Here is a 26244-nt window from a genome sequence, read left to right as displayed (position 1 = left end):
GCAGGAATCAATGTCACGCCGCTGTGCGCTCAGCGGTCCACAACAGGGAAGCAAAAAGGGGTCCGTTCCATGAATTACTTCGTCACCGGCGCTACCGGCTTTATCGGTCGTTTTCTTGTTGCCCGCCTGCTCAAACGGCCGGGCACCCGTGTGTTCGCGCTGGTGCGCCCAGGCTCCGAGTACAAGCTCGACGCGCTGCGCAAGCGCCTGAAAGCCGAGCCGGAGCAACTGGTGGCGATCAAGGGCGACATGACCCGCAAGCTGCTGGGCGTGAGCAAGCGCGAGCGCGACGACCTCAAGGGTCAAATCGACCAGTTCATGCATCTGGCTGCCATCTATGACCTGAACATGGACGCCGAAAGCCAGCAGGTGACCAATATCGAAGGCACCCGGCAGGCCCTGAAACTGGCCGAGGAGCTGGGTGCCAAATGCTTCCACCACGTCAGCTCAGTGGCCGCCGGCGGCCTGTATGAAGGCACGTTCGACGAAACCATGTTCGAGGAAGCCGGCCCGCTCAGCGACCCTTACCTCTACACCAAGCACGAGTCCGAGCGGCTGGTGCGTGAGGAAGCCAAATTGCCGGTGCGCATTTATCGCCCGTCCATGGTGGTCGGCCACTCGCAGTCCGGCGAGATGGACAAGATTGATGGCCCCTATTATCTGTTCAAGCTGATCCAGCGCCTGCACGATCTGCTGCCCCCCTGGATTCCGCTGCTCGGGGTCGAGGGTGGCCGCTTCAATATCGTGCCGGTGGATTTCGTGGCCGATGCCATTGATCACCTGGCACACCAGCCCGACGGCGATGGCGAATGTTTCCACCTCACCGCCGACCGTCACTACAGCCTGGGTGAGGTGGTGAACATCTTCGCCGCCGTGGCCGATGCCCCGAAAATGGCGGTGCGCCTGGACAACAGCCTGTTCCGTGCCTTGCCGGGTATCGGCATGCTGCGCAAGGGCGTGGCCAGCCTGCCGCCGAGCAAGTTCCTGCTTAATCAGGCGCTGGAAAGCCTCGACATTCCCGAGGCAACGCTGAAATTCCTGACCTTCCCGACGACCTACGCCAACGAACGCACCCGTGCGGCACTGGAAGGCAGCGGCATCCAGGCGCCCGAACTGGAAATCTATGCGCAGATGCTGTGGGACTACTGGGCCAATCACCTGGACCCGGAGCGCGACGACCGCGCCGATGAGCTGCAACCGCTGCCGACACTGGAAGAACGTGTGGCCGACAAGGTGGTCATGGTCACCGGCGCCACCTCCGGCATCGGCAAGGCCACGGCACTGAAACTGGCCCGGGCCGGCGCCTATGTGCTGGTGGTCGCCCGCACCAAGGAAAAGCTCGACGAAACGCTGGAAGAAATCGCCAAGATCGGTGGCCGCGCACAGGCCTACAGCTGCGACGTGTCCGACCTGGCCAGCTGCGATGCGCTGGTGGAAGAAGTGCTCAAGGACCATGGCCGTGTCGACATTCTGGTCAACAACGCCGGCCGCTCCATCCGCCGCTCCGTAATGCACGCGCTGGACCGCTTCCACGATTTCGAACGCACCATGCAGCTCAACTATTTCGGTGCACTGCGGCTGATCATGAAACTGCTGCCGTCGATGACCGAGCAGGGTGGCGGTCACATCATCAACATTTCGTCCATTGGCGTGCTGACCAATGCGCCGCGCTTCTCCGCCTATGTGGCCTCGAAAGCAGCCCTGGATGCCTTCAGCCGCTGCGCCGCCTCGGAGATGGCCCACCAGGGCATCCGCTTCACCACCATCAACATGCCGCTGGTGCGCACACCGATGATCGCGCCGACCAAGATCTACAATCATGTACCGACCATCAGCCCGAGCCAGGCGGCCGACATGATCAGCGACGCCATCATCCGCCAGCCGAAACGGATCGCCACCAACCTCGGCATTCTTGGCTCGGTGATGCATTTCCTGACGCCGAAAATCACCGAAACCATCATGAACACCGGCTACAAGATCTTTGCCGATTCTGCCGCTGCCATGGGTCAGAAGGAAAACACACCGAAGAAGATCAGCCGCGAGCAGCAGGCGTTTTCACGGCTGTTCAAGGGCATTCACTGGTAATACCTGCCGGGTGAAACAGGAAAGGCGCCACAGGCGCCTTTCAGACTGCTGACAAAGCCCTCGCCCTCGTGGTGAGGGCTTTTCTATAATCGGGGCATGCTAAAAGACCGCGCTCCGACCCAATCCACACTCGAGTTCGTCTGTATTGATGAACTTGTCCCGCCGGACCACCTGCTTCGCAAGGTGGATAAACACATCGACTTCAGCTTTATCCATGATCGGGTGAAGGCGTTGTACTGTGCTGACAACGGTCGGCCAGCACTGGATCCGACCCTGATGTTCAAGCTGCTGTTGCTGGGTTACCTGTTCGGTGTTCGCAGTGAACGTCAGTTGATCCGGGAAGTGCAGGTGAACGTCGCCTACCGGTGGTTTCTGGGGCTGACGCTAACGGACAAGGTGCCGGATGCCAGCACCCTGAGCCAGAACCGTCGGCGTCGGTTCAACGACTCGGATATCTATCAGCAGATATTTGACGAGATTGTGTTGCAGGCGATGCGCCGCAAACTGGTGTCCGGGGAGGTGTTGTACACGGATTCTACTCACCTCAAGGCCAATGCCAACAAGGGCAAGTGGACCAAGGCTCGGGTTGAACCCCTGCGGCAGGCGTATCTGGATGACCTGGATCGGGCAGTGGAGGAGGACCGGTTAGCTCACGGAAAAAAGCCCTTGCGGCCGGCGTCCAGGCCGGCAGCGGCTCGGGAGATCAAGCAGAGCACGACGGACCCTGAGAGTGGTTACATGACCCGGGACAACAAGCCCCAAGGGTTCTTCTATCTGGATCACCGTACTGTGGACAGCAAGGCCAACATCATCACCGATGTGCACGTCAGTGCGGGCAATGTACACGATGCCGTGCCCTACATGGCCCGCCTGAGACGGCAGAAAGAGCGCTTCGGGTTCGACGTCACTCATGTCGGGCTGGATGCCGGTTACCACACCACCGCGATCAGCAAGGGACTGGAGGACGAGCAGATCAAAGCCGTCTTTGGCTACCGTCGCCCCACGCACCGGAAGGGATACCTCTACAAGCGGGAATTCCACTACCAACCCGACACCGACAGCTACCGGTGCCCGCAAGGGCAGGACTTGCCCTATAAAACCACCAGCCGTACAGGCTACCGGCACTACCAGTCAGACCCGGCGATCTGCCAGGCATGTCCGCTGCTCTCCCGCTGCACCCAACACGCCAAACACATCAAGATCATCACCCGCCATGTCTGGGAAGACAGCCGGGAACGCCAGGATGCTCACCGCCTGACGGAATGGGGCAAGGCGATCTACCAACGCCGAAAAGAAACGGTGGAGCGCAGCTTCGCCGACGCCAAGGAGCTGCATCAATACCGCTATGCCCGCTACCGTGGCCGGGACAAGGTGCAGGCGCAGTGTCTGCTGACGGCGGCGGCTCAGAACATCAAGAAAATCGCCTTGCTGGCAGGGTAAGAAGCCCTCTGGCCCTCTCTCCGGCGCTATGCCAGCCTCCCTCGCTTCCGCAACGCCCTTTGGCCCTCTGAATCAAGCCATGTCGCCGACTATCCCACCCAGCGAAAATGACCTGCCGAACGTCACACATCCCAACTGCAGAAATGAAAAACCCCGGATAACCGGGGTTTGTCAGCGATCTGAAAGGCGCCACAGGCGCCTTTCTTTTTTATCCCATCCCACCCGGCCGATCAGGCTGGCCGGTTACGCCGGAACGGAAACAGAAACTGTTTTACCACACCCTCCGGCACCTGCGTGCTGGCGCGCGTCCCGTACGTGCTGGCCAGCTTGTCCGGCATGTACACCGTTCCGAACAGCACGTCATAGACCGGCAGGAACGCCGCGTAATTCTTGTCCACCGCTTCGTCTTCGGAAGAATGATGCCAGTGGTGGAACTCAGGTGTGGCGATCAGCCAGCGCAGCACCGGAAAACGGAACCGTACATTGGCGTGAATAAAGATCGCATGGAAGGAAATGAACACCAGATAGGCGTACACCGCCGCAGGCGAAAAACCGAGCACGAAGATCGGCAGGTAACCCAGGAAACGGTTCACCAGAATCTCGCCCAGATGCAGCCGGGAGGACGCCAGCCAGTCCATCTGCTCAGAGGAATGGTGCACCGCATGGATCTTCCACAGGGCGGGAATTTCGTGCATCGCCCGATGCGCCCAATAGGTGCCGAAGTCCACCGCCACCAGAATGCCGATGAACTGCACCCACAGCGGCAGGCTGGCAATTTTCTGCTGGAAGCCGATATCCACCTTGTCGTGCAGCAGCACCTGGATCGGAATGATGGTAAAGAAACTGATCAACTGCAGGCCGACGTGGCTGAACAGGAAATATTTCATGTCCGTCACCCAGCCCTTGCGCAGGGTCTTTTGCGCCGGGTCCTTGGCGAACGCCCGCTCCAGCGGAATGAATACCAGCCCGAGCACCAGCAACGTCAGCACAAAGTAGTCCAGCCCGGCGTACACGCTGCGACCGGCCACGGGCGGCACGTCAAGCTGGCCGGAACCGAACAGCGCGGCCATGCAGGCCAGCAACATGCCCACCAGCCCGTAACGCCGGTTCTCGTGGCGCAACACACTGACAAAACCGGCCACAAAGGCCACGGCAATGCCGGCATACAGCGCCACCCGCAACCAGGTGGCGGAATACAGCGCCCGGAATTCCGGCGTGGTGAACCAGTCAGGAAACAGAAAACAGAAACTGCCGGTGAAAGCGAGCATGCCAAACGCCAGGGACACCATCGCACTGAGGCGGCCACGGCCGGGCGTCAGGTCCACTTCTTCGAACTGCTCGCGCAGGTAACGGCTCATTACAGAAAGACCCGTGCTGAAAACTCGCTGACAAAGTGCCAATACCCGCGCCGCCGCACCACCCCGCAGGCGTAACAAGCTGTAACGCCGAGGCCCGTTCTGTGACCGGCAGCACAATCGCCCTGATTGACCATTGCGCCCGACCGCTGATGCAAAATGACAGTGGCGTTTGCCGCCCGCTGGCGTATCGTCAGGCAAAACAGCTCATCCGTCAGGAGGACAGTGTGGCCCGCTTTCGATTGCCAAACCTGTTGCCGTATGCCACCGAGATGGCCGGTTCACTGGCGCGCAACCTGGATGCCCGCCTGTTCCCCGGCTATCACCTGCGCCAGCGCCTGCAGGGCCGCACGGTACTGGTCACCGGGGCCAGCACCGGTATCGGCGAAGCACTGGCCCACCGGCTGGCGCGCGCCGGCGCGCATGTGCTGCTGTCGGCACGCAGCACCGAGAAACTGGAAAATGTAGTCAGCCTGATCGAACAGCACGGCGGGCGTGCCACCGCCTACCCCTGCGACATTGCCAACCCGGAAGACTGCGAGCGCATGGCCGCAGAGGTCCTCGCCGAACATCCACGCATCGATATCCTGGTGAACAACGCCGGCCGTTCCATCCGCCGGCCGGTGATGCATTCGTTGAATCGTTTTCACGATTTTGAACGCACGATGCAGCTCAATTATTTTGGTGCGATACGGCTGACCATGGCGCTGCTGCCGCGCATGGTGGAACAGGGCGGCGCGCAGGTCATCAATGTTTCCACACTGGGCATGCAGACCATTCCCGCACGGTTTTCCGCTTACCTGGCGTCAAAGGGGGCGCTGGAAATGTGGACCCAGGCAGCCGCCAATGAACTCGGCCACCGCCGTATCCGTTTTACGCTGGTGAACTTCCCGCTGGTGCGCACACCGATGATCGCGCCCACCGAGATCTATCGCTACACGCCGGCCATTTCGCCGGAGCAGGCCGTGGACCAGATCTGCCGCGCGATCATCACGCGACAGAAACGGGTGGCCAGCCCGTTCGCCTATTTTGCCCAGACTGCACATGCCGTGCTGCCGACGCTGTCAGAGGCGATGGTCAACCTGGCCTATCAGGTGACGCCGGAATCTGCGGCGGCGCGCGGCAAGGTCTTGCCGCCACCGCAGGATTATCGCGATAACGTCAGGCCACTACGGCGTCGCCGCCGGCGCTTCTGACGGCGTCAGGGTCAGGCGCTGGGCATAGTGCGCAGCGCGCCCTGCCTCGGAGAACGGCAACGTCCGATTGCCCCAGCCCAGCCACACATCGATACCATCGTCATAATGCGGGCTGGCGGGGTTGCCGCTCTGGCCGCCACTGTTGACCAGTTGCAACGGCTCGTCGGCGGCAAAATCCACCACCATCCTCATCGCCGGAATCGAATGCACATCGAAATCACGACCGATCATGGCGCCGGCCACGTTCAGCGTGTTGTGGTTGCCACCGGCCGGGTAAGGCCCGCGATTGAGGTATCCTTCCATCGCACTGATGGCCCAGCGCTGCACACGGGGCAACCAGGGCTTCATCTGGCTGGCGGCGGTTTTCCATTCATACGTATGCAGGTCGCCCCAGGCCCATTGGGCCGGATCATCGCCCAGTGCCTGAGTATTGAAGGCCCACGCGTCCGCCAGCGTCTGCGCAAAAATGTCCCACTTGGTTTCTGTTTCCGGGGTGCCAGCGTTATCCCAGAACGGGCTGTCTTCGCGTTGCAGCAGATGATCCTGCGGCGCGGAATAGGACAGCAGCGTCATGCGGGTGAAGGACTGCCAGACCGGGCCGTCTTCCGGCCCCAGTTCGTCGAGGAAGATATTGCGCGCGGCGAGGTGAAAGAAGACGCCGTACAGCGCGGCGGCAGCGCTGTCTTCAAGCATTACCCCGTCGAAATTGTCCAGCATGGCCAGCGCCTGCCGGGCAGGCGCCTGCCGCGCGGACGGCAAGGCATTGATGGCGGTGGCCAGCGCGACGCTGTTATCCGACAGCACCGCCTGCAAAGCGGGTACGAAACGGTCAAACCGGTCCGCCTGCATGGCCACCATGTCTTCGGCACTGTGTTTCGCCTTGGCAGACAACAGCTGATTGATCCGGTCACCCCGCTGGGGGTAGAACCAGGACCGGCTCAGCAGCAGCGGGTAATCCGCCGCGACCGTACGATGGTTGGCGGTACCGACAAACCCTTTTTCCAGCGTGAAGTCATTCGGATGCTGGTCGAAGTCGGCAAAGCCGGTCCAGTCATAGACGCCGTCCCAGCCCGGCGACGGGAACTGCCCGGTGCCCTGTTTGCGCTGCGGGTAGCGACCGGTCACCTGCCAGCCTGCGGCGTCCTGGTCCGCCATCACCATATTCAGATGAATAAAGCGCACGCCGCGAATATGTTCACGTGCTTCGGCCAGGGATTGCGAACGCCCGAGCGCAAACATGGCATCCATGGTGGTGTCCGCCTGGGACGCTGTCCAGGAGAACGCCAGGCCATAGCGCGCCATGCTGTCCGCCAGCCGCGGCGGAACAACCGGCGATATCGGCGGTGCATTCAGCACACTTTCCAGCAGCGGACCATGGCGCGTGCTGCGCACCGTGTGCGTCACGGTATCACCGCCCTGCACCTTGAACACTTCCTCACGCTCGGTTACCGGCAGCCACTCGCCATCGGCCAGATAGTGCAACTGGCCATCGATGTCCCGCAGTTGTTCCAGAAACAGGTCCTGCGCATCGGCCATCACCATGGTCGCACCCCAGGCCACGTTGCCATTGAAGCCGATCACCGGCACCGGCATGCCGGCAGCGGCCACACCCGCCACCTGGATGCCCGGGGTTTTCTGGTGCAGCAGCATCCACATCGGTGGCTGGCTGATCAGCAGGTGTGTGTCGTTGGCCAGCAGGCTGTGGCCGGTCGTGCTGTGCGATGGCGCCACCACCCAGTTATTGCTGGCCGCCAGGCCTTGCGGCATCAGCAACCGCTCGAAACCGTCGCGTGCGGCATCCAGCGCCTGGGCCTGCTTGGCCAGCGCCGGTAACGGCAGGTCATTTAATTTCGCGGCTTCTGCAAAGGACAGTGGTTCATCCGGATACACCGGCACCAGCCAGGGCAGCCTGTCCGTGCCGACACGGTCGGCCAGGTTCAGCGCCATGATCTCCTCGTGCAGGTTCACCCCCAGCCCGAGGTTGATCATGGTGAACACATCCACTGAATTGATCGGCGCCCAGGGTTCCGGCCGGAAACTGCCGAGGCGAAAATCCAGCGGCATGCGATCTTCATGCGCCACCAGCCAGGCATTCACGCCGTCGCTGAAACGCTGCAGCAGGAAGGTCAGTTCGTCACTGCCGGCGGCCAGTTGCTGCTCGGAAATCCGGCGCAACCCGAGGGTGCGGCTGTACAGGTCCATCGGCAAGGCCACCTCGCCCGCCATTTCTGCCAGCCGGCCCTGCGCCGCCATGGTGAAGCCGACCATCTGCGAGAGGCGGTCCTCGGCCATCACCCAGCCGGTCGCAAAGGCCAGGTCTTCAAATGATTCCGCTTCTACCAGCGGAATACCCAGTGCATCGCGACCGATCGTCACCGGCGCCGCCAGCCCCTCGACGTGCAGGGTGCCGGTCTGCGGATCGACAGACGCCGCCAGCCACTTGTCCAGCCAGCCTTCCATACAGCCGGTGGTGGCCAACGCCAGCCCGCCCAGCAACAGTGCCCTGATCCAGTGCCGCATGCCCTTCTCCCTGTCCAATGGGTATTGTCGCCCGGCATGCTATGGGGCACGTACAAGGGTGCCAATATCGCCCGGTGCGTTTGTCCCATCCTGCATGGCGCGTTGCGGGCAGGGTCAAGCCTGCCTGCTGCGGCTGTGCCAGCATGCCCGCATGACTGAATTAACCGATTCCGCCCGCGCGGACCACCCCGGCCCTGTGTCAGTGGCCTTCGCCGAGGCGATGTTCCCTGCCGGCGAAACGCTGCCCGCCCCCGACGCCACGGCCCTGGCAACGCAGGTGGCGGGCTATGTGGCAGGCCGGCCATTGCTGCGTGGCCTGCTGTCGCTCGGGCTCGGCTGGCTGGAATGGCGGGGGCTGCGGCAGCTTGGCTCGCGCTTCAGCCGCGCTGCCGTGGCCCCGCGCCGCGCCCTGCTGGACGCACTGGCCCCCACGCTGATCAGTGGCCTGCTGCTGCGGCTGGTGAGCCTGCCGTTCCGCGCCGCCTATGTGCTCGACAGCGAGCGCGCGGCGCGCATGGGGGTGCCCCGCATCCAGGTACCGGAACAGATCGAAACGTTCCGCTGGCAACAGCAGATCACCCGCGCCGCAGAGCTTGAAGAAGACCAGACCCTGGACGCCGACGTGGTGGTCATCGGCACCGGCGCCGGGGGCGCGGCGGCGGCCTATGAACTGGCCAGCCGTGGCCTGGCGGTGGTGGTGGTCGAGGAAGGTGACTGGCATGACCGGCGTCACTTCAACGGCGACCTTCCGGACATGATCCGCCGGCTGTACCGGGGGTTCGGCGCCACCACCGCGCTGGGCAACGCGCTCATTCCAGTGCCCATCGGCCGCAATGTCGGCGGCACCACTACCATCAATTCCGGCACCTGCATGCGCACGCCGGCACCGGTACTGAAACGCTGGCGCGAAGAGTTCGGGCTGACCGACCTTGATGACGCCACACTGGCCCCGTGGTTCGAGGGGGTGGAAACCATGCTGCGTGTGCAGCGTGCCGAGCGGCGCCATGTTGGCCCGATCGGCAATATCATCGAACAGGGCGCCCGCGCACTGGGCCTGGAACAATTGCATGCCCTGCAACGCAACGCGGCAGGCTGCGATGGTCAGGGCCTGTGCCAGTTCGGCTGCCCCACCGATGCCAAGCAATCCACCAATGTCAGCTACATGCCCCGTGCGCTGGAACGCGGCGCTTTTCTGTTCACCGGCCTGCGTGCACGGCGGTTGCTGCGCGACGGTCAGCACGGGCGTGGCATCGAAGCCGAAGGGCGTGGTGCCGATGGCCGCACCGTGCGCCTGCGCGTCAACGCCCGTGCCACGGTGGTGGCCATGGGCTCGCTCATGACACCACGGTTCCTGCGCGACAACGGCGTGCGCAATCCGCATCTGGGGCGGCATCTGACGCTGCACCCCTGTGGTGTGGTCAATGCCGTGTTCCCCGAGACTGCATTGCGTAACGGCCGCACCATTCCGCAGGGTTTCGGCATCCAGGATTTCGCTGACGAGGGCCTGATGTTCGAAGGCGGCACTGTGCCGTTCGCCGGGCACGGCCTGCTCAACACGTTATATGGCGAGCAGTTTGTGCGCTTCACCGAGCGCTATCCGCATACCGCCTATTTCGGCTTCATGATCCGCGATACCAGCGAAGGCCGCGTGCGGCGTGGCCCACATCGCGACCTGCCGTGGATCAGCTATCACATGAACGACACCGATTTCGCGCTGTTCCTGCGCGGCATCGATACGCTGGCGCGGATTTACCTGGCCGCCGGCGCCGAAGAAGTGCTGCTGCCCGGCACCCGCCGGCTGATCACCGTGCGCAACACCCGGGAACTGGAGGCTTTCATGGCCCGGCGTCACCGCCCGCGCGATTTTCTGATGAGCGCGTACCACCCACTCGGTACCGCCCGGCTGGCCGCCGACCCGGCACAGGGCGTATGCGATCCGGATCACCGCGTCCATGGCTGGCAGGGGCTGTACGTGATGGACGGCAGCAACCCACCCACCAGCCTCGGCGCCAACCCGCAGGTGACGCTGATGACCCTCGCCAGCCGCGCCGCCGCGCGGCTGGCGGACACCTTACTTGAGCAAGGAGCCTGACCATGGCCATCGGCCTGCTGTTGTGTGAAACCATGCGTGGCACGCTGACACTCGACGGCGACGCGCCGCAGCCGTTCGCGTTCTCACTGCGCGCCTTTACCACGCGTATTTTCAGCCTCACCGTGCCCCGCCCGTTTCGTGGCCAGTTGCGGCTGGGGGATCTGCACCTGGCCTGCCACGGGGAACTGACCATCCGCCTGACCGGGCCACATTATCGCGTCGCCTTCGAACACCCCGAACTGGGCCCGCTGGAAGCCATCGGCCACAAGACCTACGGTCGCGGCGGCCTGATCCGTTCGCTGATCACCTGCCCGCTGACGCTCTACCGCCAGGGCGAGGCCATCGGCCAGGCAGAAGTGGCCTATCGTGAACCGATCCTGCTGTTCCTGTTCCGCTCGCTGCGCCTGGTGCGCGAAGAGCGGGCCTACCACGACGCGGAGGTCTTGTGATGATCCCCTATCACGGCAGTCAGTACGGGGGCAGCGGCGGCCACTATGAATCCTGGTTCCTGCGCGCCAACCATCCGCACAAGCCCCAGGCGTTCTGGATTCGCTATACGCTGTTTGTACCGGCGGATGACCGGCCCGCCCTGGGCGAATTGTGGGCCATCTGGTTCGATGCGGGCCGTGATCAGGTTGTTGCCGTGAAAAACGAATTCCCCCTCGACACCTGCCATTTCGACCGCGAGCAGATGCTGGTCCAACTGCCCACCGCGTCACTGGCCAGCCACAGGCTCAGCGGCAGCGCCCGCCATGCCGGCCATACCCTGCAATGGGACCTGCGTTATGGCGACGGCGGCGCCCCGCTGTTGTTGCTGCCGGAAAATCTCTATCGGACCAGGCTGCCCAAGGCGAAAGCACTGGTGAGCCGGCCCCAGGTGCATTTCAGCGGCCGCTTCGAGGTGGACGGCGAACCGTTCGAGATCACGGACTGGCCCGGCAGCGAGAACCACAACTGGGGCCGCCAGCACACCGACCAGTACGCCTGGGGGCAGGTGGCCGGCTTCGACAACCGGGAAGACGCCTTTCTGGAATGTATCACCGCACGCGTCAGGCTCGGCCCGCTCCATTCGCCCTGGCTGACCATCGCGTGCCTGCGGCTGGGTGATGACACCCTGTACTTCAACCGTATCAGCACCGCGCTGCGTGCCACCGAGCAGTACCATTTCTTTGACTGGTCGTTCCGCACCCGTCATCAGGGCCGCCAGTTGACCGTGCACCTGCACGCGCCGGCCAGTCATTTCACGGCACTGACCTACTACAACCCGCCCGCCGGCAGTAAAACCTGCCTCAACAGCAAGATCGCCAGTTGCACCGTCACGCTGGAACAGCCGGGCGCGCCGCCCCTGTCGCTCTACAGCGCCCACCGGGCGGCGTTCGAGATCCTCACCGACCGGCGCGACCACGGCCTGCCGCTGGCCGTCTGAACCGCCACAGGAGGCGGCCGTCGCCGCCGCTGTCGCCGTGCCTTCACAAAATGCTATGGTTGTGCGCTGAAAACCGGCCCGCAGGGGCCGGTCCGCCCCGTCGTACCACCGAGGATCCACTGACCGTGAGCCGGCAATGGCGCAACACTCTGGGCCACGTCTTCCGCCCCCTGGCGGACACGGTACGCCCGTGGCTGCCGGACTACCTGCCGGTGGCCTGGAAGCTGGGCCTGACCTTCTCGGCCCTGGTGCTGCTGGGCATGACGGTGCTCGGCTCGATCATCCTCAGCAACCAGCTCACCGACATGCAGTCCCAGGCGGACCGTTTCGGCCAGACCGTGGCCGGCCAGCTGGCCGACAGCGCCCGCGAGCCGCTGCTGGCGGATGACACCTTCACGCTGAAAATCCTGATCCATAATCTCGGCACCAGCGAAAACCTGGCCGGCGCGGCCCTGTTCAGCCGCGACCTGCGACCGCTGGAACAGGCCGGCCTGCTGCCAGCGGAGGCCGTGCCCACCATCAGCGGCCCGGTGCGCCACTGGCACCACGATGGCGCCCCCATGACCACCTATTTCGCCCCGATCACCGCCGAGCAGCACACCGCCGGCTATGTGGCCGTGACACTGTCCGGCACCGACATCGCCGCCGCCCAGGCACAGGCACGCCGCACCATGGTCACCGCCACGCTGCTGATGGGCCTGGTGGCGATCATTCTCGCCTTCTGGATCAGCCGTCGGCTGGCGCAGCCGCTGCACGACCTGGTCGCCGCCACCTCGGCGATCCGTGCCGGCGATCTCAACTATCGACTGCGCAACGCCGGCAACGATGAAATCGGCCAGTTGATCGCCGCCTACAACAGCATGGCCCACGGCCTGCTGGAAAAAGATCAGGTAGAACGCGTGCTGTCACGCTTCGTCAGTCCGCGCGTGGCACAGCAGATGATGGCGGACATCGGCGAGGTGCAGCTGGGTGGCCGTGAAGTCGAAGCGTCCGTACTGTTCGCCGATATCGTCGGCTTCACCCGGCTGTCCGAGCGGCTGGCACCGGACGCAGTGGCCGAGCTGCTGAACTGTTATTTCAACGCGATCAACTGCGCTGCCGATTTCTATCGCGGCACCATCGACAAATACATGGGCGACTGCGCCATGCTGGTGTTCGGTGTGCCGGAAAAAGACAGCGAGCACCTGTACCATGCCCTGTGCTGCGCGGTGATGATCCAGCGCCTGATCCTGCGCATCAACGAACAGCGCCGCGCCCAGGGGCGGGTGACGGTGGAGTTCCGCATCGGCATCAACGCCGGCACCATGCTGGCCGGCAATCTCGGCTCGCAGAATCGCATGCAGTACACCGTGGTCGGCGATGCAGTGAACCTGGCCTCTCGCCTGTCGAACATGGCCGGTGCCGGCGAGATCATCATCGCCGACGCGCTGGTGCGCGACCCGAACATCTCATCGAGGCTGCGCAGCACGGTGGCCGGCACCATGCGCGTGCGCGGCAAGAGCGACCCGGTACTGACCTATCGCGTCGAAGGTGTGCACGCCCAGTCTGAAACGCTGATGGAACAGCGGATCGCCCGTTTTCTCAGCGCCCACGGCGAAGATGCGCCGGCCGCCTGGCCGCCTGCCCGCGAGGCCGGTGGCCACCCGTAGCCACCCGCTACGGCACGCTACTGTGACAGTACCCGAGATCAGCCCATGCGCGTTGCCTTACCCCTGTTATTGATACTGACCCTGACGGCCTGCCAGACGTTGCGCCCACCGCAAGATCCGGTGACGACGCTGGATGCCGCCCTGGCCGCCGGCGACTACGGCGCCGCCTGGCAGGTGATGCAGCGGCAGGGCGACGATGCCCCGGAGGCACTGCAGGCCCGCATGCGCGCCGCTCGCGAAGCGATCGTCCGGTTTGAACGCGACAGCATTCGCCAGGCCCAGCGCCTGGCCGGCGATGGCGACTGGCAGCAGGCGCTGGGCACGCTGGACCAGGCGATCCAGCAATGGCCCTACGGCGAACCGCTGCCCCGTGCACGCTCGGAACTGGATCAGCAACAGTTGGCCTCGCTGGTGGCGCTGCGTACCGAATTATTCGCCGATGAAGCGCAGTGGCTGCACAGCCAGCGCGCCGCACTGGACAAGCTTGCGCGCTACGCCGACCCGTCGGCCCGCGCGCTGAGCGCACGGCTCACCCGACGCGAAGCCGAAGTACGGGATGAACTGGTGGCGCTCGGTGAATGGCATGCCGGGCAGCAGAACTGGCGGCTGGCGCGCCAGGCATTGCGCGCCGCTGCCTCACTGGATGACCAGTACGCAACACACCCGGCGCTGGCACAGGCCGAATCCCGGCTCAGCAACGCCCATCAGCGCGCCCGCGAGAACCGCTCCGAGACATTGCGCGAGGAAGCACGTACCAGGCTGGCGCGTTATCGCAACAGCCAGGCGGTGCCTGATCTGGTATCCGCCCGCCACTATATTCGCGAACATCGCCAGCGCGGCCACCTGGAGGCGGAGCATGAAACCGTGGAGCGGCTGTGCCGCGAGCGTTTCGTCCGTGACAACGCAGAAGGGGACGCACGCTATGCGCGCGGGGATTATGCGGGGGCGTATCAGCTCTGGCAGGATGTGGCGCCTTTGATGCCCGACGATGCCGAGTTGGCCAAGAAACTCGACCGCACCCGGCGTGTGATGGATTCCCTGGAACAGCTCAAGGCCGACAGCAACCCGGGCCGTCAGGGAACCTCTGAATAACTCCCCGGATCAATCCAGCCAGACTGCCATCCCGGCAATCAGCAGTAATGAGGCCGGCAGCGCCAGCAGCCCGGCGCGCCACCAGCCGCGCCCACGACGGGCCGCGCCGGCCAGCGGGCAGTCCCTTTGTCCGGCAACCTGCTCTGCTGCCGGCACCTGCGGCGGCGGCAGCACGGACACGCTTTCCACCGGCTGAACCAGTTCCAGCTCCACCCTGCCGACGCGAATGATGTCGCCTGCCTTCAGCAACGTGCGGGTATGAATCAGCTGATCATTCACCAGCGTGCCGCGCGTACTGCCAATATCGGTGATAAACACACGGCGCTCCGTCTCCACCCAAAGCTCGGCATGCAACGGGCTGACCTCTTCCTCGTCAACGACAATATCGTTGCCGGGATCACGGCCAATGGCATAACGCGAATCCATCAGCCGCACTGGCGCACAGCGCTGGTCTCTGAAATACAGTTTCAGCATCGAAGGTTTATCCGCATCCCTGTGGTCTGTTGTCCTCGCGCTGTCTTCGGCGCGGTGCAGCAGTGCTGGCACGACAGCACTACATCAGATACCAAGCAGGCAGGGACTGCAACTATAAAAAAGGGGAAAACCATATTTTCTATTTGGAGAAACTAACATAAGGACCATTAACTTAATGCCCTGACGCTCTCCATGGAAACTAGGTTTGACAGCCAGCGACGAGGCTATAGGTAACCAATCGCCGCCGGCCATTAGGTTGACTTAATTTTTAAAGGGGGCTACAGCTTTTTTTACTATATGAATAGTAGTAGTAATATGGCAAACCATGCATCACCGTACATCCAAGCACTTGCTGCTGCCCAGGGATTAAATCGTAGCTTCGAACGGAGGTGCCTCTATCAATTCCATGACGCCAATTCACATTAATCTCTTGACGCACCTCTTGATTCCCATTGTTCTTTATAGCTATTCGACTTGATCCGGCGGGCTGCCCTGCACATGAACCCAAACTTGTAATAGTAACCTTGCTACACTGGGCATGAACATTAAGAGGAAAAAAAACAGCAAAAATAAAAATCAACGGAAAAGCTAGAAATCCTTTCATTTCAGTCTCCTTTTAGCCGCTCATTGCGACAAATAAAATCTATCAAACAAAAAAGGAAATTAAAACAAAAAGGGAAATAGCCCATAAAGCAATATCACAAGCCCTCACATCAACATCATATTGAGATTAAGCCCCAACAAGCCATCTCATCTCAGAGGGAAAGTTAGGCTGCTAGTTTCTCCCTACTAGCAGCCTAAAAGATCAATCCAAAGCCTCGTCCCGTAAAGTTTGCTCTTGGTCTGGCAGCACGCCTCTCTCCATATATTCTTTCAGCTCCTGAGGAGGTGGAGTACGTCCTTGAAATAAGCTATCTGCTTCAGCAGGCAACGGTTCGGCCACGATACGCTCCAGTTCACCACGGCGGTTAACGCGGAACTGCAGTGCAGTGATGCCCAGATAGCGCTGACGGGTCAAGCCGACCAGCCGTGCACTGTCGTTGAGAATGGTCGGGCGTAAAAACACGATCAGGTTGCGCTTCTCGCGTGAATCACTGGTGGAGCGGAACAGCACGCCCAGCAGGGGAATATCGCCCAGAATAGGCACCTTGGTTTCCGTGCGGCGCACGTCATCCTGGATCAGACCGCCCAGCACAATGGTCTCGCCATCGTCCGCCAGCACCGTGGTCTTGATGGAGCGCTTGCTGGTGATCAGGTCCACGGAGTTCACCCCGTCCACGGACGCCTGCACTGCCGAGGCTTCCTGTTCCAGCTCCAGACGCACTGTGCTGTCGCCTGCCAGGCTCGGCGTCACGGTCAACGTGATGCCCACATCCTGCCGCTGGATGGTCTGGAACGGGTTGTCGATACCGGAGCCGGTGCTGGTGCTCTGGCCGGTCACAAACGGTACGTTCTGGCCCACCACAATGGACGCTTCCTGGTTATCCAGCGTCAGCACGCTTGGCGTGGACAGCAGATTGACGTTCGAGTTGCTGGCCAGTGCCTGCAGGAAACCGCCCCAGCGCAGGTTGCCGTCGCTGTCAGTTTCGCCACCACCGATGATCAAACCATTGCTCAATTTCGCTTGAGGCTCTCCAGCCAAAACCGACGCAATCACATCGTTCAGGCTGATGCCGGCCGTGTCGAAGTTGGTGCCGCCCACGCCGCGCTCCAGGTCACCTGCCGCCCACTGCACGCCGAGGTCCAGACCGAGGTTGCCGCCAACTTCCACAATCGCGGCTTCGATCAGAATCTGTGAACGGCGCACATCAAGCTGACGCACGATGCTCTGCAGTTCTTCCATCTTTGCCGGCTCGGCGCGAATCACCAGCGCGTTCAGTGACGTATCGGCCTGGATGGAGACTTTCGAATCGGGGTTCGGTGCCTGCTGCCCCCCTTCGGTCGCTTTGGTCGCATCAGCGAAATTGTTCAGCAGTTCCGCCAGTTTTTCCGAGTCGGCATGGCTCAGGCGGATGACCTGCGCCGAGCCGCTCTTGTTCGAGGGCACATCCAGTTCCAGCACCAGATCAGCCACGCGGCGACGCATGATGCTGTCGCCTTTCACGATCAGGCGGTTGGTGCGCTCGTCGGCCACCACACTCACACGCCCCTCGCGCGGGCTCTGGCGACGACCGCCCTGTGCAGCAGCGCCCTGTTGCGGAATCAGGGTTTCAAGCAGCTTGACGATATCGCCCACCCAGCCATGTTGCAGCGGGATGATTTCCACTTCCTCGGCTTCGGAGCCATCCAGGTGGGCAATAATGGCTTCCATGCGACGAATATTGTCGGCATGGTCACTGATGATCAGCGCGTTGGCGGAGCTCACCGCCGCCAGGTGACCGTATTGCGGCACCAGCGGACGCAGCACCGGCACCAGTTCTTCCACCGGCGAATTGTCTACCGTGATCACACGGGTGATCAGCTCTTCACCGCGCAGGCTGGTGTCCTGGGTCAGCGGCAGGTTGCTCTGTTTTGCAGTGGTGTTCGGCACGATCTTGATGATCTCGCCGGACGGCACGGCGGCATAACCGTGCACCTGCAATACCGCCAGGAACAGTTCGTAGACTTCCGCCGAGGTCAGCGTCTGGCGCGAAATTACCGTCACGTCCCGGGCGCGCACACGCGGATCGACGACAAAATTCTTGCCCGTCATCTCCGCCACCTGACCGATAAAGGCCTGAATATCCGCATTGCGGATATTCACGGTCCAGGTCTTGCCGTCCGCGCTGGGTGTGGCTGCGTTCTGCTGGGCCAGCGCCGGCTGCGCTACCATCAGCATGGTTCCGCAGCACAGCACCGCCAGCGTGTGCTTGATTGTTTTCATCGCTCTCGCCTTTTCGGTCTATGGCGGATAATTAACGGTAAAGCGGCGTGAGCCGCGCTGCACTTCAATCGAGGCGGACCCCGACGCCATGGCTTCCTGCAGGGCGGAGATATCGCCCTGTTCCTCACCCAGCGGGTGGCCATTCACGGAAAGGATCTGGTCGCCGGGGCGCAGGCCAACGCTGCTGAGCATCGCCGCCGGCGCGCCCGCCGTAATCCGGTAGCCTTCGGCCGCCCCTTCGGTGACCGGCTCCAGGGCAAGCTGCTGGATGATCATGGCCCGCTGCTGGGCCGGGTCACCGTCGGGCAGCAACTGCGCGGGTTCAGGCTGACTCTCCTGCACGACCGGCTGGCTGCGACGGCGTGGCGGTGGCGCGGAGGCGGATACCGTGCCGCTGAGTTCGGGTTCTTTCAGGCGTAGCGTTTCAAGCTGGCCCTGGCGACGCAAAATCACCCGGTCACCCAGCACTTCCACCAGTTCGGCATTGCCCGGCACCTTGTCGCCGGGGCGGAACAGCTCCGCATCCTTGCCCTGCTCCGCGATGATCGCGCGGGCCATCTCGGCCGTACTGTTCTGGAACAGCCCCAGCAATTCCAGCCGCAGGCGGGTTTCCGGCGCGTCCACCGCGCGCTGTTCGGGCGCCTGTTCCGGTGGAATGCCAAACAGTTTCCAGCGCTCTATCTCGGCCGGTGAGAGCGCGCCGCCCTGTTCATTGTTGATCGCGGTAAGGCGCAGCATCGACGGGTCTACCGTCGGTGTCTGTTGCGGGCCAGCCATCCACAGCAGCACGCTGTCCGCCAGCACCCGCGCCAGCCAGATCACCAGCACCACGGCGAGCAGCCACCGGACAATACGCGCCAGCCTGTCGATCTGTATCTGCTTGAGGGCTAAAACCATTTTCTGTCCCGACTACCCAGCACCGGTCATGGCCGGCACCATAAGGATCACCAATTATTGTTATGACATATTCCAGTGTCATGACGGTTAACAGATTGCGGGAGTTTGTCTTCCCCTGAATGTCTTTCGGGAAATCACCCCACAAACTGCTTAGAGCCCGGTCACGGGAAAAATTCCCGCAGCCGGTCGAAAACAGCCATCCCGGCTGTTGTCAGCCTGCTTCAGGGCAGGCTGTTGTTCTGTTGGCCATGGCAGACGCGTCAGCCGCCCAGCGGCTGCGAGACCTGAAATACCACGTCATCGTCCGCACCACCCTGGCTCACACCCAGCAGGCGCGGCCATGACCGATAGACACGTACCGCCGCCTCACACTGCTCTACGCTGGCATCCAGCAGCAAGGTCTGCTGAGGGTCGGTGACTTTCAGCCAGGCGACATTGTGCTCGGTGAAAAGCCTTCCATCCAGTGGTGGCACACTGGACCCACCGTCTTTCCAGGTCACCTGGCCACCACCGTAGCGCAGCGTACCCTCGACCTCCACCCGGCCTTCGCGGTACACGCGCAGGTAATCCACCTGCGCCGTCACGGTGCCGTCCGCCTGACCAGCGGCCATATCGCGGGAAATTTCGGCCAGCGGCACCTGCAATGCCAGATCGTTCACCCGCACGCTGCCGGGGGTTGCCGCCACCCAGCCGCGCGCGTGCATACCGTGTCCGGCCACGTCCAGCGTCAGCCCCGGCAACAACCCGCGCCAGTCCGTGGACCAGTTCGCCTCGCCCCGCCAGCGCCCCCAGCGCCAGCGTGCATCACCTTGCCAGATGCGGCCGTGAATCTGATGCAGCGCCAACGGCTGGCCGGCCAGCATCAGGCCATCTGCCTTCTGCAAGAACGGTGCCGCCGGCAAGGCACGGATCAGGAAAAACAGCACGCAAACAAGGAACAGCGCGATCAGCGTCAACGGACGGGGCATGTGTCAGGCTCCGTCAGAACGGGATGTCGTCGTCGAAATCATCCGCCGGCGCCGAGAAGCCACCGCCTGCGTTGCCCTGATTGCCGGCATTGCCGCCGCCACCCGCCGGGCGCCCGGCACCGGGATTGTTGTTCGCCTGGCTCTCGTAGCCAGAAAAACCGTTGTCCTGGTTGCCATAGTTGTTGCCACCACCAGCGTAGTTGTCGCCACCACCGCCGCTGCGGCTGTCGAGCATCTGCATCTCGCTGGCAACAATTTCCGTGGTGTAGCGGTCCTGGCCATCCTGCCCCTGCCACTTGCGCGTGCGCAGGCTGCCCTCGATGTACACCTTCGAGCCTTTTTTCAGGTATTCACCGGCGATTTCACCGAGGCGATTGAAGAACACCACACGGTGCCATTCGGTGCGTTCCTGCATCTGCCCGGTCTGCTTGTCTTTCCAGCTTTCGCTGGTGGCGATGTTGACGTTGGTCACCGCACCGCCGCTGGGCAGGAAACGGGTTTCCGGGTCCGCACCCAGATTACCGATCAGAATTACCTTGTTTATGCCTCGTGCCATCTTGCCTCTCCGTCAACATTCATCCTGCACCTGCCTTGCTGCGGCAGGCGGATCATTGTGGCAGTTCACCACGGCTTTTCCCACTGCCGGCCCTGTATCAACGGCGATCACTGACAGCTCGCCGGGGCATTGGCCTACACCTGAGCGACGACATCGCCGCTCAGGCGCGTCAGCGCAGCCTCGTCAACACTGGCCGGGTCCACTTTCAGCAACGCAATACCCGCTTCCGGCAGCACCACCGCCTCGAGCACGCCGTCCACCGCCAGCAGTTCATTCACCCAGCGATCCGCCTCGCCGGCCGCGACCACCAGTGGCAAAACACGATTGTCGAGCTTTGCCAGGGGCGGCATGCCAAAGACCAGCAGCAGCCAGCCGGCAGTCAGCGCCGCAGCGGCCAGGAAAACGGTCTCCGGCCCATACTGCTGCAACAGCCAGCCGCCCAGCCCGCCGCCGACAAAGACCCCCAGAAACTGGCTGGAGGAGTAAATCCCCAGCGCCGTACCGCGTGTCCCCACCGGCGCAGCGCGCCCCACCAGCGACGGCAGCAGGGCCTCCAGCAGGTTGAAGCCAGTGAAAAAGACGAACAGCGCCAGTCCGAACCACCACAGACGGTCCCCAGCCAGGGCAAGCAATACCAGTGCCACCCCGAGCAACAGCACCGCCAGCGCCATCACCGGGCGCAGCCCGCGCCGCTCGGACGCGATAATCAACGGCACCATGGCCACGAAGCTGGCCAGGAAAACCACGAGATACAGCAGGCTGTGGCGGGCCAACGGCAGGCCCAGGCGTTCGGACAGCAGGCCCGGCACCACCACAAAGCAGGCGGTCAGCACTGCGTGCAATACGAAAATACCGCTGTTAAGGCGCAACAGCAGCGGGTCTTTGAGAATGCGCAGCAGGCGCGGCCCCAGCGGCAGTTGTGCCTCACGCACGCGCACGGCGGGATTCGGCACCCATGCCAGCGCCACCAGCAGGCCACCCACCGCCAGCAGCGAGGACAGCCAGAACAGGCCGGACAACCCCAGCCAGGTCGCCAGCAGCGGGCCGAGAATCAGCGCCAATACAAACGCGCCACCTACCGACATGCCCACCGCCGCCATGGCACGGGTGCGGTGTTGCTCGGACACCACATCCGCCACCAGCGCCATGATCACCGCCGCGACCGCGCCTGCTCCCTGCAGTGCCCGCCCCAGGATCACGCCCTGGATCGTCTCGGCCGTCGCCGCCACCACACCACCGCAGGCAAACAGCACTAGCCCGGCAAGGATCAGTGGCTTGCGGCCAAAACGGTCGGACAGCATGCCAAACGGCAGCTGCAGCAGCGCCTGCATCAGGCCATAGGCCCCGACCGCGAGACCGATCAGGAATGGCGTCGCCCCCGGCAGCGCCGCACCGAACACGGCGAACACCGGCAGGATCATGAACAGGCCGAACATACGCAGGGCAAAGATCGACGCCAGTGCTCCGGTCACCCTTATTTCGGTGCGGACCAGCGTGGATCGGGAGGAAGAGGTACTCATGTCTCAGGCCCGTCAGTACATGGCGTCACCCTGACACGGGCCGCGCCCGTGACCGGCCGCGAGCCCGGCCGGCGCCGGGCATCCTGCCGCCACCGCAGCCCGCGAGGAACATAGCCGGCCCGCGTACGCTGCGGCCGGAAGCCGCGCAGTGTAGCAGAAAGCATGTGTGCGAGGGCGTACACCGGGTAAATTGAATGGCCATCGAACTGGTGCTAAATTCGTCTCTGATCAGTTTTTCTTCTTAGGTATGCCTGATCACCGGTATAATGCGCTTCAGCCCGCGCTGGCCAGGCCACGCTGCTGGGGCAACAGGCATCACGCCTGATAAATACAAAAGCAGGGAACGTACTGAATGAGCTCTATCGGCAGTGATCACCAGGTATACGTCGCCGGCGGCCAGCAATTGCAGAACTCGCTGCTGGCCGAGTTTCTCAGCAAACAGGAGGTTGCCGCACGCAGTGTGAAGCGCGTGCAGGACGTCACCGCCGAGGAACTCTCCCCCTGCGCCCAGGCACTGTTTCTGGTGGATTTCAGTACGGTCGATATCAACGACACCATCAGTCATCTGCTGGACATCGACCAGGAAATCGACACTGAGCTGTTCATCGCGGTGTTCAACGTGGATGAGGAGGACTCGCTGTCCCGCCTCGCCGGCCTGCCGATGGTGAATGGCGGCTTCCTGCACGACTGTCCGCAGGAACTGCTGCTCAAGGGTATCAGGGCCATGTTCGACGGCGAGCTGTGGCTGCCGCGCAAGGTGCTGCAGCAATACCTGATGAAGAGCCGCGCCTTCAACAAGACCTTTTCCCGCAGCGAGGTGAACCTGACCGACCGCGAAGTGGAAGTGCTCAAGGTCATGGCCACCGGCGCCAAGAACTCGGATATCGCCCGCAGCCTGAACCTGAGCCCGCACACCATCAAGACGCACATCTACAACATCTTCAAGAAAATCAACGCCTCCAACCGCCTGCAAGCGGTGAACTGGGCCCAGGAAAACCTCTGATTTACGGACCACTGAGTGGGTAGCGCCCATGGCGAAACCCACCACGTCCAGGCACAGCATCACACCCGCCAGCCGGGCTGAACCACCCGCCTCCAAACGGCGGACGTCACCTCGCCCTGCCGCCGCATCAGGGTCATGACAGCTCCTGTCAGCAGCCCGCCTGCCCCCGTAGCGCGGTGCTGCCAATCATCCTATACTGCCCTGTCATTTTGGCCAGTAGTGTAGTATCTCGATGGACAAGATCCTGGTGCGTGGCGCACGCACACACAATCTCAAGAACGTCGACCTGGATATTCCCCGCGACAAGCTGGTGGTGATTACTGGCCTGTCCGGCTCCGGCAAGTCTTCACTCGCTTTCGACACCCTGTATGCCGAAGGCCAACGCCGCTATGTGGAGTCGCTCTCCACCTACGCACGGCAGTTCCTGTCGATGATGGAAAAACCCGATGTGGATCACATCGAGGGCCTGTCACCGGCGATTTCCATCGAGCAGAAATCCACCAGCCACAACCCGCGCTCGACCGTCGGCACCATCACCGAGATCTACGATTACCTGCGCCTGCTGTTCGCCCGCGCCGGCGAGCCGCGTTGCCCGGAGCACAAGGTCCCGCTGGCGGCGCAGACGGTGAGCCAGATGGTCGATCAGGTGCTGGCGCAGCCGGAGGGCAGCAGGCTGATGTTGCTGGCGCCGGTGGTGCGTGACAAGAAAGGCGAACACCTGCACCTGTTTGACCAGTTGCGTGCGCAGGGTTTTGTCCGGGCACGCGTCAACGGCCGCGTGACCGACCTGGATGACGTCCCGGCGCTGGACAAGAAAAAGAAGCACACCATCGAAGTGGTCGTGGACCGTTTCAAGGTCCGCGATGATTTGCAGAATCGTCTGGCGGAATCCTTTGAGACCGCGCTGGAACTGGCCGACGGCATTGCCGTTGTGGCACCCATGGAAGGCAGTGGTGATGAGCAGGTGTTCTCCGCCCGCTTTGCCTGCCCGCACTGCGGCTACAGCATCCCGGAACTGGAACCCCGCCTGTTTTCCTTCAACAACCCGGCCGGCGCCTGCCCCACCTGCGACGGCCTGGGCGTGCGCCAGTTCTTTGATGAAGAGAAAGTCGTGCTTTCACCCACCTCGTCCCTGTCCGAAGGGGCGATTCGTGGCTGGGACCGCCGCAACGTGTATTACTTCCAGATGCTGACGTCACTGGCCACGCACCTGGCGTTTGATATCGACACACCGTTCAACAAGCTGTCGAAGATCGCACGCAAGAAAATACTGTACGGCACCGGCAATGACCCGGTGGAGTTCCGTTATCTCAACGACCGGGGCGACATCGTCAAGCGCTATCATCCGTTCGAGGGCATCATTCCGAACATGGAGAGGCGCTATCGGGAAACCGAGTCCGACGCCGTGCGCGAAGACCTGGCTGCGTTTCTCAGCACCTCCGACTGCACGGACTGCCACGGTTCACGTCTGCGCGAGGCGGCCCGCAATGTGTTTGTGGACAACCGCTCGCTGCCGGATCTGGTGCGGTTGCCGGTGGGCAAGTCCTGCGACTATTTTGGCAAGCTGAAACTGGCCGGCCACAAGGGCGAGATCGCCGACAAGATCCTCAAGGAAATCCGCGAGCGCCTGCAGTTCCTGGTCAATGTGGGGCTGGACTACCTGTCGCTGGCCCGCAATGCCGATACGCTTTCCGGTGGTGAAGCGCAGCGCATCCGCCTGGCATCGCAGATCGGTGCCGGCCTGGTCGGCGTGATGTACGTGCTGGACGAGCCGTCCATTGGCCTGCACCAGCGCGACAATGAACGCCTGCTCGAAACCCTCAACCGGCTGCGCGATCTCGGCAACACCGTGATTGTGGTGGAGCACGACGAAGACGCCATCCGCAGCGCAGACTACGTCATTGATATCGGCCCCGGTGCCGGCGTCCACGGCGGCCAGGTGATTGCCCAGGGCACGGCGAAGCAGATCGCGGCGAACCGGAAATCGGTGACCGGCGATTATCTCTCCGGCCGCAAGCAGATTGCCGTCCCGAAGCAACGCACCGCCGCCGGCAAGGACTGGCTGACCCTCAGCGGCGCCAGTGGCAACAACCTCAAGGACGTGACACTGAAACTGCCTGTCGGGCTGTTCACCTGTGTCACGGGTGTATCCGGCTCGGGCAAATCCACGCTGATCAACAACACCCTGTACCCGGAAGCCGCCACCCACCTGAATGGCGCCACCACGATAAAGGCCGCACCCCATACCGGCATCAAGGGGCTGGACCATTTCGACAAGGTCATCGACATTGACCAGAGCCCGATCGGCCGCACACCGCGCTCGAACCCGGCCACCTACACCGGCCTGTTCACGCCGATCCGGGATCTGTTTGCCGGTACCCAGGAAGCCCGTTCAAGGGGCTACAAAGCCGGCCGCTTCAGCTTCAACGTGCGCGGCGGCCGCTGCGAGGCCTGCCAGGGCGATGGCGTCATCAAGGTGGAGATGCACTTCCTGCCGGATATCTATGTCCCCTGTGAGGTCTGCCACGGCAAGCGCTACAACCGTGAAACGCTGGAGATCCACTACAAGGGCAAGAACATCTTCGAAGTGCTGGCGATGACGGTGGAAGACGCCCGCGAGTTCTTCGACGCGGTGCCGGCGCTGGCGCGCAAGCTGCAAACGCTGATCGATGTGGGCCTGAGCTATATCACCCTCGGCCAGGCTGCCACCACGCTCTCCGGCGGTGAAGCCCAGCGGGTGAAGCTGGCCCGCGAGCTGTCCAAGCGCGACACCGGCCGTACGCTGTATATCCTTGATGAGCCGACCACCGGGCTGCACTTCCACGATATCCAGCAACTGCTGGGCGTGCTGTTCCGGCTGCGCGAGCACGGCAACACCATCGTGGTAATCGAACATAACCTGGACGTGATCAAGACCGCCGACTGGCTCATCGATCTCGGACCGGAAGGCGGCGATGGTGGTGGCGAGATCATTGCCGAAGGTACGCCGGAAGACGTTGCCAGGGTAAAGGCCAGCCACACCGGCCGCTTCCTCAAGACAATGCTCAAGCAATAGCATTCAGGCGGGCCGGGGCCCGCCCATAAAAAGAAAACGTCAATCGACACACA

Annotated in this window: 19 protein-coding genes; 10 read left to right on the top strand and 9 right to left on the bottom strand. The window is 62.8% G+C overall.

Going from position 1 to position 26244, the window contains the following annotated elements; translation table 11 throughout:
• Nucleotides 1-69 precede the first annotated feature (69 nt).
• Together S7S_RS03090 and S7S_RS03085 are read left to right on the top strand one after the other, a co-directional pair.
• Nucleotides 70-2085: an SDR family oxidoreductase gene (locus S7S_RS03090; RefSeq protein ID WP_008740350.1), complete on the top strand. Its 2016-nt coding sequence runs from the start codon at nt 70-72 to the stop codon at nt 2083-2085.
• Nucleotides 2086-2181: 96 nt separating this feature from the next.
• Nucleotides 2182-3525, top strand: coding sequence for an IS1182 family transposase (locus S7S_RS03085; protein ID WP_041025915.1), 1344 nt, complete (start codon nt 2182-2184; stop codon nt 3523-3525).
• A gap of 230 nt (nt 3526-3755) precedes the next feature.
• On the opposite strand, the gene S7S_RS03080 is transcribed toward S7S_RS03085, so the two are convergent.
• A complete protein-coding gene (locus S7S_RS03080) occupies nt 3756-4883 on the bottom strand; it encodes a sterol desaturase family protein (RefSeq protein WP_008740068.1) in 1128 nt (375 codons plus the stop codon).
• Nucleotides 4884-5107: 224 nt separating this feature from the next.
• Between S7S_RS03080 and S7S_RS03075 the strand changes: the two genes are divergently transcribed.
• On the top strand, nt 5108-6076 hold the full coding sequence (locus S7S_RS03075; protein ID WP_169745545.1) for an SDR family NAD(P)-dependent oxidoreductase: 969 nt from the start codon (nt 5108-5110) through the stop codon (nt 6074-6076).
• On the opposite strand, the gene S7S_RS03070 is transcribed toward S7S_RS03075, so the two are convergent.
• The gene (locus tag S7S_RS03070) at nt 6050-8596 is read right to left on the bottom strand and encodes a penicillin acylase family protein (RefSeq protein WP_008740051.1); all 2547 of its coding nucleotides are present in this window, start codon (nt 8594-8596) and stop codon (nt 6050-6052) included. The two genes, S7S_RS03075 and S7S_RS03070, sit on opposite strands and share 27 nt — an antisense overlap.
• Nucleotides 8597-8747: 151 nt before the next feature.
• On the opposite strand from S7S_RS03070, the gene S7S_RS03065 reads away from it, so the two are divergent.
• The 5 genes from S7S_RS03065 to S7S_RS03045 all read left to right on the top strand — a co-directional run bounded on the left by S7S_RS03065 (nt 8748) and on the right by S7S_RS03045 (nt 14855).
• Nucleotides 8748-10688: a GMC family oxidoreductase N-terminal domain-containing protein gene (locus S7S_RS03065; protein WP_144401575.1), complete on the top strand. Its 1941-nt coding sequence runs from the start codon at nt 8748-8750 to the stop codon at nt 10686-10688.
• Nucleotides 10689-10690: 2 nt separating this feature from the next.
• Nucleotides 10691-11137 (top strand): hypothetical protein, encoded by a 447-nt coding sequence (locus S7S_RS03060; protein WP_008740047.1) that lies wholly within the window; start codon nt 10691-10693, stop codon nt 11135-11137.
• Complete coding sequence (locus S7S_RS03055; RefSeq protein WP_008740045.1) at nt 11137-12114, top strand: hypothetical protein; 978 nt, start codon at nt 11137-11139, stop codon at nt 12112-12114. The genes S7S_RS03060 and S7S_RS03055 overlap by 1 nt, the downstream gene beginning before the upstream one ends.
• Nucleotides 12115-12239: 125 nt before the next feature.
• Nucleotides 12240-13763 (top strand): adenylate/guanylate cyclase domain-containing protein, encoded by a 1524-nt coding sequence (locus S7S_RS03050; RefSeq protein WP_008740042.1) that lies wholly within the window; start codon nt 12240-12242, stop codon nt 13761-13763.
• Between the two features lie 45 nt (nt 13764-13808).
• Nucleotides 13809-14855 (top strand): coiled-coil domain-containing protein, encoded by a 1047-nt coding sequence (locus S7S_RS03045; RefSeq protein WP_008740040.1) that lies wholly within the window; start codon nt 13809-13811, stop codon nt 14853-14855.
• Nucleotides 14856-14864: 9 nt separating this feature from the next.
• Here the strand turns inward: S7S_RS03045 and S7S_RS03040 are convergent, their stop codons facing one another.
• From S7S_RS03040 to S7S_RS03015, 7 genes are all read right to left on the bottom strand, one after another.
• Complete coding sequence (locus tag S7S_RS03040; protein WP_008740038.1) at nt 14865-15329, bottom strand: FHA domain-containing protein; 465 nt, start codon at nt 15327-15329, stop codon at nt 14865-14867.
• A 268-nt stretch (nt 15330-15597) separates the two neighbouring features.
• On the bottom strand, nt 15598-15933 hold the full coding sequence (locus S7S_RS19505) for a hypothetical protein (RefSeq protein WP_144401574.1): 336 nt from the start codon (nt 15931-15933) through the stop codon (nt 15598-15600).
• A gap of 201 nt (nt 15934-16134) precedes the next feature.
• Nucleotides 16135-18192 carry a type II secretion system secretin GspD gene (gene gspD / locus S7S_RS03035; RefSeq protein ID WP_008740036.1) on the bottom strand — a complete coding sequence of 686 codons (2058 nt, stop codon included), beginning with the start codon at nt 18190-18192 and terminating at the stop codon, nt 16135-16137.
• Nucleotides 18193-18210: 18 nt separating this feature from the next.
• Nucleotides 18211-19089 (bottom strand): type II secretion system protein N, encoded by an 879-nt coding sequence (locus S7S_RS03030; RefSeq protein WP_008740034.1) that lies wholly within the window; start codon nt 19087-19089, stop codon nt 18211-18213.
• A gap of 260 nt (nt 19090-19349) precedes the next feature.
• Nucleotides 19350-20057 carry a type II secretion system protein N gene (gspN, locus tag S7S_RS03025; RefSeq protein WP_008740032.1) on the bottom strand — a complete coding sequence of 236 codons (708 nt, stop codon included), beginning with the start codon at nt 20055-20057 and terminating at the stop codon, nt 19350-19352.
• Between the two features lie 13 nt (nt 20058-20070).
• Nucleotides 20071-20613: a single-stranded DNA-binding protein gene (gene ssb / locus S7S_RS03020; RefSeq protein WP_008740030.1), complete on the bottom strand. Its 543-nt coding sequence runs from the start codon at nt 20611-20613 to the stop codon at nt 20071-20073.
• A 134-nt stretch (nt 20614-20747) separates the two neighbouring features.
• Nucleotides 20748-22133, bottom strand: a complete 1386-nt coding sequence (locus tag S7S_RS03015; protein WP_035205948.1) for an MFS transporter — start codon at nt 22131-22133, stop codon at nt 20748-20750.
• Nucleotides 22134-22485: 352 nt separating this feature from the next.
• On the opposite strand from S7S_RS03015, the gene S7S_RS03010 reads away from it, so the two are divergent.
• Nucleotides 22486-23136 (top strand): response regulator transcription factor, encoded by a 651-nt coding sequence (locus S7S_RS03010; protein ID WP_008740026.1) that lies wholly within the window; start codon nt 22486-22488, stop codon nt 23134-23136.
• Between the two features lie 232 nt (nt 23137-23368).
• Nucleotides 23369-26191 (top strand): excinuclease ABC subunit UvrA, encoded by a 2823-nt coding sequence (gene uvrA / locus S7S_RS03005; protein WP_008740024.1) that lies wholly within the window; start codon nt 23369-23371, stop codon nt 26189-26191.
• Nucleotides 26192-26244 lie beyond the last annotated feature (53 nt).

Origin of the sequence: Isoalcanivorax pacificus W11-5 (assembly GCF_000299335.2) — a bacterium.
In the GTDB taxonomy this organism is placed as follows: Bacteria; Pseudomonadota; Gammaproteobacteria; order Pseudomonadales; family Alcanivoracaceae; genus Isoalcanivorax; species Isoalcanivorax pacificus.
Note: the sequence above shows the minus strand (reverse complement) of the source record. Positions and strands in the feature narration are given on the sequence as shown.